The 10,781-nt window shown below is 74.0% G+C and carries 10 protein-coding genes; 6 read left to right on the forward strand and 4 right to left on the reverse strand.

Annotation, left to right across the window (positions count from 1 at the left end; genetic code table 11):
• From AX737_RS09050 to rsmD, 4 genes are all read left to right on the forward strand, one after another.
• On the forward strand, window positions 1-327 hold a 327-nt coding region (locus tag AX737_RS09050), incomplete at its 5' end, for a LysE family transporter (protein ID WP_156453608.1).
• On the forward strand, window positions 324-1,496 hold the full coding sequence (locus AX737_RS09055) for a hypothetical protein (protein ID WP_066920732.1): 1,173 nt from the start codon (window positions 324-326) through the stop codon (window positions 1,494-1,496). The genes AX737_RS09050 and AX737_RS09055, both read left to right, overlap by 4 nt.
• A 41-nt stretch (window positions 1,497-1,537) precedes the next feature.
• On the forward strand, window positions 1,538-3,511 hold the full coding sequence (locus AX737_RS09060) for a pseudouridine synthase (RefSeq protein WP_066920734.1): 1,974 nt from the start codon (window positions 1,538-1,540) through the stop codon (window positions 3,509-3,511).
• Entirely contained in the window at window positions 3,508-4,068 is a 561-nt protein-coding gene (gene rsmD / locus AX737_RS09065; RefSeq protein ID WP_066920736.1) for a 16S rRNA (guanine(966)-N(2))-methyltransferase RsmD, read from the forward strand. The genes AX737_RS09060 and rsmD overlap by 4 nt, the downstream gene beginning before the upstream one ends.
• Window positions 4,069-4,111: 43 nt before the next feature.
• Here the strand turns inward: rsmD and AX737_RS09070 are convergent, their stop codons facing one another.
• Window positions 4,112-5,020, reverse strand: a complete 909-nt coding sequence (locus tag AX737_RS09070; RefSeq protein ID WP_066920738.1) for an alpha/beta hydrolase — start codon at window positions 5,018-5,020, stop codon at window positions 4,112-4,114.
• Window positions 5,021-5,397: 377 nt separating this feature from the next.
• Here AX737_RS09070 and AX737_RS09075 point away from each other — a divergent pair, with 377 nt between their 5' ends.
• Window positions 5,398-5,649, forward strand: a complete 252-nt coding sequence (locus AX737_RS09075; protein WP_066920740.1) for a hypothetical protein — start codon at window positions 5,398-5,400, stop codon at window positions 5,647-5,649.
• Window positions 5,650-5,653: 4 nt separating this feature from the next.
• Here the strand turns inward: AX737_RS09075 and AX737_RS09080 are convergent, their stop codons facing one another.
• Together AX737_RS09080 and AX737_RS09085 are read right to left on the reverse strand one after the other, a co-directional pair.
• A complete protein-coding gene (locus AX737_RS09080; RefSeq protein WP_066920741.1) occupies window positions 5,654-6,670 on the reverse strand; it encodes an alpha/beta hydrolase in 1,017 nt (338 codons plus the stop codon).
• A gap of 69 nt (window positions 6,671-6,739) precedes the next feature.
• Window positions 6,740-8,602, reverse strand: a complete 1,863-nt coding sequence (locus AX737_RS09085; RefSeq protein WP_066920743.1) for an ABC-F family ATP-binding cassette domain-containing protein — start codon at window positions 8,600-8,602, stop codon at window positions 6,740-6,742.
• A gap of 116 nt (window positions 8,603-8,718) precedes the next feature.
• On the opposite strand from AX737_RS09085, the gene AX737_RS09090 reads away from it, so the two are divergent.
• Window positions 8,719-9,654, forward strand: a complete 936-nt coding sequence (locus AX737_RS09090; protein WP_066920747.1) for an AEC family transporter — start codon at window positions 8,719-8,721, stop codon at window positions 9,652-9,654.
• 13 nt (window positions 9,655-9,667) lie between these two features.
• Here the strand turns inward: AX737_RS09090 and AX737_RS09095 are convergent, their stop codons facing one another.
• On the reverse strand, window positions 9,668-10,573 hold the full coding sequence (locus tag AX737_RS09095; RefSeq protein ID WP_066920745.1) for a UDP-3-O-acyl-N-acetylglucosamine deacetylase: 906 nt from the start codon (window positions 10,571-10,573) through the stop codon (window positions 9,668-9,670).
• Window positions 10,574-10,781: the final 208 nt, after the last annotated feature.

The raw sequence follows: 10,781 nt of genomic DNA on the forward strand, positions 1-10,781 counted from the left end.
CCCGCCACGGGCCTCGCGCCCGCACCCGCCGCCGCAGGCCTGTTCCGCGGCGGCTTCCTGATCGGGGTGAGCAACCCGAAGCTCCTGATGTTCGTGGCGGCCTTCCTGCCGCAATTCATCGATCCGGCTCGCGCGCAGGCGCCGCAATTCGTCGTGCTGATCCTCACCTTCGCGGCGGCGGAGGCGCTCTGGTACGGCGTCTACGGGATCGGCGGCCGGCGGATCGCCCGGTTGCTGGTCCGGCCCGGCGCGCGGCGCCTGTTCGATCGGGCGACGGGAGCGATCTTCCTCGGCTTCGGCGCCGCGTTGCTGGGCGGGCGCCCGTGAGCCGAACCCTCGACTCCGCCCGGATCCGCGACCTCGAAGGCCCGCAGGAGGAGGACGGCCCTGCACGGGGCGGCGACATCGCCGCGCGCCTGCACGCCTTCCGCAGCCTCGGCGGCAATTGCGAGTTCGGCTTCGTGCAGCGCTACGGCGGCGCGGAGCCCTCGGGGCTGCTGCGCTTCTCCTACACGCCGCTCCCGGACCTGATCCACGCGCTCGACACCGACCTCTCGGAGTTCGGCGCGCCGGGCGACCTTCACCTCGCCGAGGCCGAGAGCGGGACCTACTACTGCGCGAGCCGCCGCTACGGGATCTGGTCGAACACGGCGCAGACGGTCGGCGCCGTCGATCCTGCGGCGCTCTTGGAGCGCGAATACGGCCGCGTCGCCCACCTGAAGCGGCGGATGCTGGAGGAACTCGGCCAGGGCTCGAAGATCCTCGTGCGCAAGGTCGGGAGCGCGGACGACCCGGCCGATCTCGAGCGCTTGGTCCGGGCGATCCGGCGGCACGGCCCGTCCAGGCTGCTGCGCGTCGCGGCGGCCGGCCCGGACTGGAAGCCCGAACCGGCCCGCTGGGTCGGGGACGGCATCCTGGAGGGACATGTCCGCCGGTTCGCCCCCCAGGAGGAGGCCTGGGACGTCGATCTCGAGCCCTGGCTCCTCCTCTGCGACAGCGCCGAACGGCTCTGCCGCGGGCAAAGTCCCGAGCCGGTGCGCCCCTCGGCGCTGCCCGTGCGGACGTTCCCCGGCCTGCGCGCGCACACCGCGCGCGGGGCGGAGATCTCCTCGTTCCGGCAGGATTGCGATGCCCGGGCCCTACCGCACGGACCGGTCCACACGTTCTCGGCCTGGATCTGGTTGCCGAAGAGCTTCGCGGGCGAGGCGCTCTTCGCGGCGATCGACTACGAGCGGCTCGCCTGCACCGGGGCCGACCTCGCGCGCCGCGGCGCGTGGCAGCGGATCTGGGTCTCGGCGCGAATCCCGGACGAGCGCGAGCGGATCCGCATCGGGCTCGTCGCCCGCGCGCCCCGCGGCCAGCGGTTCTGGTCGACGGGCTGGCGCCTCGACGAGGGACCGCTGCCGCCGCCGGACCCGGAGCCCGGCATCCGGCCCGCGACCGGCCTCGGATCCTGGCTGGCCAGGCTGCGAGGTCGTGCGCGGGGCCGTATCTGACGTCTCGCGCGCCGGGTCGGCCTCTGTTATGGGCTTGGCCCATGAGCGACAATTCATCCGAGAGCGGCCGCGACGGGCGGGCCGACGAGCCGTCCGCACAGGCCTGGACGCCCGCGACCGACGCCAACACCCAGAAGCCGGACCCCGATCGGCGGCCCAAGGCCCGCGACGCGCGGGCGGAGCGCGTGGGCGGCGACGCCCCCCTGCGCCGCCGCGCGCCGGAGCCGGCCACGAAGGCGCCTCCGTCCGCGGCTCCCGAGGAGAGCGCCTTCGAGGGCGAGCGGATCGCCAAGGCGATCGCGCGCGCCGGCATCGCCTCGCGGCGGGACGTCGAGGCGATGATCGCGGCGGGCCGCGTCAGCCTCAACGGGCAGGTGCTCGATTCGCCGGCCGTGAACGTCACGGAATCCGACCGCATCCTCATCGACGGCGAGCCTTTGCCGGAGCGCGAGCGGACACGACTCTGGATCTTCCACAAGCCCCGCGGCCTCGTCACCACGGCGCGCGACCCCGAGGGGCGCCAGACCGTGTTCGAGGCATTGCCGGAGGACATGCCCCGGGTCGTGGCGATCGGCCGGCTCGACATCAACACCGAGGGCCTGCTGCTGCTCACGAACGACGGCGGGCTGGCCAAGGTCATCGCCCACCCGGACACGGGCTGGCTGCGCCGCTACCGCGTGCGCGCCCACGGCGACACGGACCAGGCGCAGCTCGACCGGCTGCGCAAGGGCGTGACCATCGACGGGATGGAGTACGGCCCCGTCGAGGCGACGCTCGACCGGGTCCAGGGCGACAACCTCTGGATCACGATGGGCCTGCGCGAGGGCAAGAACCGCGAGGTCAAGCGCATCCTCGAACATCTGGGTCTCCAGGTGAACCGGCTGATCCGGCTCTCCTTCGGCCCCTTCCAACTCGGCGACCTCGAGATGGGGCTGACCGAGGAGATCCGCACGAAGGTGCTGAAGGAGCAGCTCGGCAAGACGCTGGCCGAGCAGGCCGGCGTCGATTTCGAGAGCCCGGTGCGCGAGCCGATCGCGCCCTTCGGCTCGCCGAAGCAGAAGGAGACCCCGCAGCAGCAGGAGGGCGGTCGCCAGGAGGGCCGTCCCGAGCGCCGGAGCCGCGACGATGCGCGGGGCGAGCGTCCGTGCCGCGAGGATCGCGGCGAGCGCCCGGACCGGCCCGCGCGCCAGGCGACGCCCGAGCGCGTGCCGACCGGCGGCATGGGCCCGGGCCCGCGCCGCTCGGTCTGGCGGGCCGACGAGGGCGAGGCCCAGCGGCCCGGCCGTCCTCCCCGCCGCGGCGCCGACCCGAAGATCGAGCGCGCGGCCGCTGCCGAGCGCGGACGCGAGCGCGTCGGCGCCATCAAGAGCGGCGAGCGGCGCGTGCTGGTCGAGCGTCTGGGCCCCAGCCCTCAGGAGCCGGCTCCCGAGGCGCCGAAGCGGCGCGGGCGCTACGCCCGTTCGGACGAGGCGGGCGCGCCCCGCGCGGAGGCACGTCCGCAGCGCTACCCGCGCGACGAGGCCCGCGGCGAGCGGGCAGCCCACCCCGACCGCGCTCCGCGCCCGGATCGCGCTCCGCGTCCCGACCGAGCGGCGCGGACCGACCGGCCGGCGCGCCCCGAGCGCGCCCCCCGGGCGGAGGGTGCGGAACGGCCGCGCGGCGAGCGCGCGCCGCGTGCCGAGGGCCGGTTCACGGGAGCTGAGCGGCCTCAGGGTCGCGGCTTCGGGGATAAGGGTGCCGGCGCCCGCCCGGGCGGCGGCAAGTTCGGTGCTGGAAAGTTCGGTGCTGGAAAGCCCGGTAGCGGCAAGTTCGGCGATAGGCCGGGCGGCGACAGGCCCGCGGGCTTCAAGGGCGGGGCCAAGCCCGGGGGCTTCGGCGGACGCAGCGAAGGCGGCGCCCGGTCGGGCGGCTTCAAGGGTGGCGGCAAGCCCGGTGGCGGGCGTCCGGCCGGTGCGGGCGGCAGGCCCGGCGGCGGAGGGCGTCCGGGGGGCCGGCCGCCGCGCGGGGACCGGTGAGGATCGTCGGCGGGGCTTGGCGCGGCCGACGCCTCGCCACGCCCCGCACGGACGCGATCCGCCCGACATCGGACCGGCTGCGCGAGGCGTTGTTCAACGTGCTGGCCCACGCCCACGACGACCCCGTACCGGGCGCGCGGGTGCTCGACCTCTTCGCCGGCACCGGAGCCCTGAGCTTCGAAGCCCTGTCGCGCGGTGCCGCCTACGCGCTCCTCGTCGATGAGGGTACCGAAGCGCGGGGTGTGATCCGCTCCAACATCGAGACCTTCGGGGCGGAGGGCACGACCCGCCTGTTCCGGCGCGACGCGACGAAGCTCGGCCCGATGGGGCCCGGGGCGCCCTACGGCCTCGTCTTCTGCGATCCGCCCTACGGCCGCAACCTCGCGCCCACGGCACTGGCGAGCGCCGCCGCGGGCGGTTGGCTTGCGCCGAACGCGCTGGTCGTCGTGGAAGAGTCAGGTTCCGCCGCCGTGACGCTGCCCGAGGGTTTCCAAGAACTCGAGCGGCGCAGCTACGGCGAGACGGCCGTGGTGCTCGGACGCTTCGGAACGCCCTAAGGCTCGCTCCATCGCCACCGCGCGGGAGAACGGACGACGATCTTCAGCCCGTCAGAAAATCACGCATCGCCCGCAGCGTCTCTTCCGCATTCTCCTCCGGAAGGAAGTGCCCGCCCGCGATTGATGCGCCGACCGCGTTCGGCGCAAGGGTGCGCCGCCACGCTTCCAGCGCGGTCTCCGACTTGTCCTTGTCGAGATAGTCGCGGCTCGACAGGACCAGCACCGGCATGGCGAGCGTCCGGCCCGCCGCGATGTCGGCCTCGTCGGCGGCGCGGTCCGGGCCGGCGCCGGCCCGGTAATCCTCGCACATGGCGTGGATCCGGTCCGGCACGTTCCAGGCCTGCCGGTAGAGGTCGAGCGCGCGAGAGTCGAAGGCTCCGAGGTCGTGCTCCGCCGCCCACGCCTTCAGCAAGTCCTCGAAGTAGGCGTCGGGCCCGGCCGCGATCTTCTGCTCGGGGCCGGGGGCCGGCTCGGCCAGGAAGCGCCAGTGCGGGTTCATGCCGGGCCGGCTCGCGATGCGCTCCCACTGCACCGAGGTCGGCACGATATCGACGAGCATCAGCCGCGAGACCCGGCCGGGGTCGTCCAGGGCGAGGCGGTAGGCGACCCGCGCGCCGCGGTCGTGCCCAGCGACAGCGAAGTGGACGTGGCCGACCCGCTCCATCAGAGCCACGATCTCCCGGCCGAGCGTGCGCTTGGCGTAGGCCTCGTGCGCCGGGTCGCCCGTTGGCGCGGCCGACCAGCCGTAGCCCTTGAGGTCGAGACAGAGCACCCGGTGGTCGCGGGCGAGGTCGGGCGCGATCCGGTGCCACATCGCGTGACTCTCGGGAAAGCCGTGGAGCAGGAGAAGCGGCGGCGCCTCTTCGGGCCCGCCGGCCCGCGCGAAGGCCTTGCCCCAGGGCGCCTCGAGCCAGAGCGCCTCGAAGCCCGGAAACAGATCGGCGCCGTCCATGTGCTCGTGATCTCCCGCGTCGCGACATCGTCAACGCGGCCGGGCGTGGCGGGCTCCGTGCCGACTCAGCCGATCTGCGTGAGCAGGGTGAACGCCCCGAAGGCCAGCACCGAGACGACGGCGACCGCGAGCAGGATCAGGGCCGCGCGCGATTCCCTGAGTTCCGGCGACATGCCCACCTCCGCGTTCTACCCTCTGCGCCGGCCTATGCACCGGCCCGGACTGTGCCAGCGTAAGCGGTCCGCGCCGCCCGGCACAACGGGCGGGTGGGATGCGCGATGTGCCGCACCGCACAGATTGCAGCGATGACCGAACCTAGCTTGGCCGCAATCGGGCGTGGCGTGCTCCGCCCCGCCGTTGGAGACAGGATCGCGGTCATGTCATCGCATCGTCGCGCCGTCGCACTCGCCGGCCTGCTCGCCGGCCTCGTCGCACTCCCGACGCTGGCCACCGCCCGCGAGTTGCACCCTGCCAAGCCATCGGCGCAGCAGGCGGCAAAGCCGCCGAGCCGGGCGGCGATCGCCGCCTCGGAGGGTTTCACGGCCCGGATGAGCCGTCTCGACGCCCTGATGGGCGGCCCGCGGCAGATCGCGCCGCGCTCCCGCTCGGCCAGCGCCCTCGCGAACTGACCCCTCAGGCCAGCTCGGCCAGGAAGGCGTCGTAGCGGGCGCGGACCTCACCGAGCCGCTCGAAATGCGGGAAGGCGCCGGTCGGCAGCGCCGCGATCTGCCAGTTCGGCCGGGCGGCGAAGCGCGGCGCATCCCTGTAATCGACGAAGTCGCCCCGCTCCCCGTGCAGCATCAGCACCGGTAGCCAGAGCGCCTCGTAGAGCCGGGTCGTGTCGGTCGGGAACAGGTAGCCGGACACGAAGCTGAACGGGGCGTGCTCCGCGCCCGGCTGGTGCGTCGTGGCGTAATCGTAGTCGAGCAGCCCCTCGTCGATCTCCGGCGAGCCCCAGGTCTTCTCCAGGAAGAAACGCAGGCTCGGCCGGCTGGTCAGCGCGTCGAAGAGCGCCCGGCCGTGCGGCGGCGCGTCGAGGAGCGCCCGCGTCGTCGGGCGGCGCCGGTCTCCGTCGGGAGCTCCGCGGCCCGAGAGCCGCGCGTCGAAGCCCGCCGGGCTGATCAGCGCAAGGCTGCGGTAGTCCTGCGCCCGCTCCAGCGCCGCGCGGGCGAGGTAGGCGCAGGAGAGCGATAGCCCCAGCGCGTCGATCCGCACGCCGCCGTGCCGACGCCGAATCTCGCCGGCCGCCGCGTGGATCGCCTCGACCATCAGGCCCGGCGTGTAGGCGCGCCGGGACCGCTCCGAGAAGCCGAAGCCCGGCAGGTCGAGGGCGTAGACCGGGCGCTCGCGCCGGTAGACCCCGTAGAGCGGGCGCACCTCGTAGGCGCTCGCTGCCGCGTTGATCGAGTGGACGAGGAGCAGCGGCACCCCGGCAGCTGCGTCGTCCCCGTAGAACGACACGCGGCCGGCGCGGGCGGTATCGAGGTCCTCGCGGCGGCCGGGTAGGGCCGGGTGGAGCGGAACCCGATGCGGCACGGCGAGCCGGCTCCAGGCAAGCCAGGCCGCCGCCCCGCCGAGAGCCGCGATGCCGAGCCCTTTCGCGGCGCCCCGCGCCAGGACCGGTCCGATGCTGTGGGGTCGCCGTGCCATGCCCGTCCCGTTCCGCCGTCTCGCTCGTCTCGGGCGACAACGCTGCGGCCGCGACCCCGTTGCGGCGGATCACGCCGCCTCGATCTCGGCGCTCAGGTTCAGCCACTCCTCTTCCGCCAGGGCGAGCGCGTCGGCGGCCTCGGCGCGCATGCGGGCGATCTCGCCGGCCTTGGCAGCGTTCTCGCGGAAGGCGGTACCGTCCTCGAGCGCCGCGTCGATCTTGGCGATGGCGGCCGTGAGCTTGGTCATGCGGGCCTCGACACCCTCCAGGCGCTTGCGGAGCGGCGCGAGCGCGGCGCGGCGCTCGACGCCCGCGCGGCGGGCCTCGGCCTGCTTGCCGCCGGTGCCCTCCGCGTCGCGCTCCTCCCGCTCGGGGCCGGCCAGCACGAGGCGGCGGTAATCGTCCATGTCGCCGTCGAAGGTCTTCACCGTGCCGTCGGAGACCAGCCAGAGCCGGTCGGCGCAGGCCTCGACCAGGAAGCGGTCGTGGCTCACCAGAATGACGGCGCCCTCGTAGTCGTTGATCGCCTCGACGAGCGCCTGCCGGCTCTCGATGTCGAGGTGGTTGGTCGGCTCGTCGAGGATCAGGAGGTGCGGCCCGCGGAATGCCGCGAGCCCCATCAGCAGGCGCGCCTTCTCGCCGCCCGAGAGCTGCTGCACCGGAGTGTCGGCCTTGGCGGCGCCGAAGCCGAGGCGGGCGGCGGCCGAGCGCACCTTGGCCTCCGGCTCGCCGGGCATCAGGGTGCGCACATGCGCGACCGCGCTCTCGGCGGGCCTGAGTTCGTCGAGCTGGTGCTGGGCGAAGTAGGCGACATCCATCTTGGAGGAGCGCTTCACCTGGCCCGTGAGCGGGGGCAGGCGCCCGCCGATCAGCTTGCAGAAGGTCGATTTGCCGTTGCCGTTGGCGCCCAAGAGCGCCACCCGGTCGTCGGGCGCGAGGCTGAGGTTCAGCCCCGAGAGCACGATCCGGTCGGCGTAGCCCGCCTGCACCCGCTCCATCGCGACGATCGGCGGCGAGAGCGGCTTCTCCGGGCTCGGCAGGTGGATCACCGGCACGTCGTCCTCGATCAAGGCGGCGATCGGCTCCATCTTGGCGAGCCGCTTCATGCGCGACTGAGCCTGCCGCGCCTTGGTGGCCTTGGCCTTGAAGCGGTCGATGAAGCTCTGGAGATGGGCGCGCTCGACGTCCTGCTTGGCCTTGGCCTTGGCCTGGAGCACGCGCTTCTCGGCGAGCTGGCGCGCGAAGCTGGTGTAGCCGCCGCGGTAGATCGTGAGCTTGCCGCGGTCGAGGTGGAGGATGTGGTCCACGCTCTCGTCCAAGAGGTCGCGGTCGTGGCTGATGATGATCGCGGTGCGCGGATAGCTCTGCAGGTAGTCGTAGAGCCAGAGCGTGCCCTCGATGTCGAGGTAGTTGGTCGGCTCGTCGAGGAGCAGCAGGTCGGGCTCGGAGAACAGCACGGCGGCGAGCGCCACGCGCATGCGCCAGCCGCCGGAGAAGTCCGCGCAGGGTCGGGCCTGCGCCGCCGCGTCGAAGCCGAGGCCGTGCAGAATCGCGGCCGCGCGGGCCGGGGCGGAGTGGGCGCCGATATCGACCAGCCGGGTCTCGATCTCGGCCCGGCGGATCCCGTCCGCGGTCTCGGCCTCCCGCATCAGGCGGGCGCGCTCGGTGTCGGCGGCGAGCACCACCGCGTGCAGGGTCTCGGGGCCGGCCGGCGCCTCCTGCGCGACCGCGCCGATGCGCATGCCCTTCGGCATGCCGATCGCCTTGTCGTCCGTCGGCAGGTCGCCGAGGATCGCCCGGAACAGGGTGGTCTTGCCGGCGCCGTTGCGCCCGACGAGGCCGACCCGCGCGCCCTCGGGGATGGTGAAGCTCGCCCCGTCCAGGATGACGCGATCGCCGATGCGGTAGGTGAGGTCGTTGACGCGCAGCATGGCCCGCGTTCTGGCCGGGGCCGGGTGCGGTTGCAAGGGGACGCGCGGGCGGGCGGTGTCACCGGCGCATGGCGGCCGCGCTTCCCGCGGCGGCGCGGGCCGGTATACCGCGCGCCATGACCCTGACGATTCTCGCGGCGCTCGTGCCGATCGCGCTCCTGATCGGCCTCGGCGCCGGCCTGAGACGTTGGGGTTTCCTGGCGCCCGCCTTCTGGCCGCAGGCGGAGCGGCTCGCCTACTACGTGCTCCTGCCGAGCCTGCTCGTGCACGGCCTCGCCACGGCGCGCCTCGACGGCGTGCCCGTCCTCGAACTCGCCGCCGTATTGGTGCTCTCGACGGCGTGCGTCGCGGGGGTGCTCGTCGCCGCGCGCCCGCTGTTCCGGATCGACGGGGCGGCCTTCACCTCGGTGTTCCAGGGCGGCATCCGCTTCAACAACTACGTGGGCGTCTCGGCGGCGGCGGGGCTCTACGGGGCGCAGGGCGTCGCGCTGGCAGCGGTGGCCAACGCCGCGATCGTGCCGACCGTCAACGTGCTCTGCGTGCTGATCTTCGCCCGCTACGGCACTGCCGAGCGGGCGCGGCCCGGCATGATCCTGCGGCAGCTCGCCCTCAACCCGCTGGTGCTCGGCAGCCTCGGCGGCATCGTCCTGCAGGCGGCGCACGTTCCCCTGCCGCCGGGCCTCGAGCCCGCCCTGAAGGCTCTGGGCCTGGCCTCCCTGCCGCTCGGCCTGCTCTGCGTCGGGGCGGCGCTCGATTTCGGCACGGCGCGGGCCTGGATCCGGCCCGTGGCGGCGGCCTCCCTGTTCAAGTTCGGGCTGATGCCGGCAGCGACGGTGCTCGCCTGCCTCGCGCTCGGGCTCAGCGGCCCGGCCGCGGTGACGGCGCTGCTGTTCCAGGCGCTGCCGACCGCCTCGTCGGCCTACATCATGGCGCGCCAGCTCGGCGGCGATGCGCCCCTGATGGCCGGCATCACGGCGACCCAGACCGTGCTGGCAGCGGCCCTGCTGCCGCTGGTGATGATCGGCCTCGTCGCCCTCGCGGGTCTGACCTGAGCGGGGCTGCCGTTCAGACCAACTCCCAGGCGTCCGGCTCCGCCATCAGCTTGGACACCAGCGCGTGGTTCAGCTCGTGGCCCGTATGCGCCGCCCTGACGTGCCCGAGCAGGGGGTGACCGATCAGCGCGAGGTCGCCGACGAGGTCGAGCGCGCGGTGCCGCACGGGCTCGTCCGGCACGTGCATGCCGCCGACGACGCGGCTCCCGACGATCCCCGCCGTCGTCCGGAGGTTCGCGCCGCGCAGCACTGGCTTCCCGGTCAGGAAGCTGTAGAGCTTCAACGGCACCGCCCATTTCAGCCGTCCGAAGCTGCGCGAGGGCGCGAGATCGCGGTCGAAGGTCGCCGCATCGACGGGCCCGGTCCAGTCCATGGCCGGGAAGCGCGCCAGGGCGAGATGCGCCGAGACGCGGAGATGGTCGCAGGGCTCGACGCTCAACGAACGCTCGCCCATCCGCACCGCGACTGAACGCCGTAGCCGCAGAGACCGGCGTGGAGCGTCCTGCTCGATACGGCCAGCCCCGCGGATGCCCGCGCACCAGGGCAGGGCGCTGCCGTCGAAGATCGGCAGTTCCTCGGCATCGATCTCAACCAGCGCGTTGTCGATGCGGTGGGCGGAAAGCGCCGCCATCAGGTGCTCGACAGTGCGCACGAGGACGCCGTCGGGCGAGCGGAGCGCCGTGCACAGCGGCTGCGATTCGCGGTGACGCCAGAGCGCCGGCACCTCGGCGATCTGTCCGCCCTTCAGCCGGCGCCGGAATAGGATGCCGGCGCCGGGAGCGGCCGGCGAGACCCGCACATGCGCCCGGCGACCGGTATGCAGCCCCGGCCCGGCGCGTTCGAAGACGGCGGCAAGCGTCGCCTGCCGGGCGCCCCGCACCGCGGTCTGGGGCAGGATCGTCGAGAGGGGGGCGGACATCGCGCGGATTCGGTCGGGGCCGGAAGAGGCGCGAGGGCCGGCGGAGTGCCGGTTCGACCGGCCGGCGCGGCCCGCCGGGCCCCCCGGGGCCGGCCGCGCTCGGCCAGGGGACCTCGGTAGCGCGGGGCCAGGGCACCGGGAAGCGGCCCGCGTCTCACAATGGTGTCAGCGCGGCCCATCCACCCGAATCGTGCGGCGGGCGGGCGGG

It is taken from the genome of Methylobacterium sp. CCH5-D2, assembly GCF_001556475.1.
Taxonomy (GTDB): Bacteria; Pseudomonadota; Alphaproteobacteria; order Rhizobiales; family Beijerinckiaceae; genus Methylobacterium; species Methylobacterium hispanicum.

Coding starts and splice junctions, on each gene's coding strand:
- AX737_RS09060 (WP_066920734.1), top strand. CDS start 1,538: ATGAGCGACAATTCATCCGAGAGCGGCCGCGACGGGCGGGCCGACGAG.
- AX737_RS09070 (WP_066920738.1), bottom strand. CDS start 5,020: ATGGACGGCGCCGATCTGTTTCCGGGCTTCGAGGCGCTCTGGCTCGAG.
- AX737_RS09075 (WP_066920740.1), top strand. CDS start 5,398: ATGTCATCGCATCGTCGCGCCGTCGCACTCGCCGGCCTGCTCGCCGGC.
- AX737_RS09080 (WP_066920741.1), bottom strand. CDS start 6,670: ATGGCACGGCGACCCCACAGCATCGGACCGGTCCTGGCGCGGGGCGCC.
- AX737_RS09085 (WP_066920743.1), bottom strand. CDS start 8,602: ATGCTGCGCGTCAACGACCTCACCTACCGCATCGGCGATCGCGTCATC.
- AX737_RS09090 (WP_066920747.1), top strand. CDS start 8,719: ATGACCCTGACGATTCTCGCGGCGCTCGTGCCGATCGCGCTCCTGATC.
- AX737_RS09095 (WP_066920745.1), bottom strand. CDS start 10,573: ATGTCCGCCCCCCTCTCGACGATCCTGCCCCAGACCGCGGTGCGGGGC.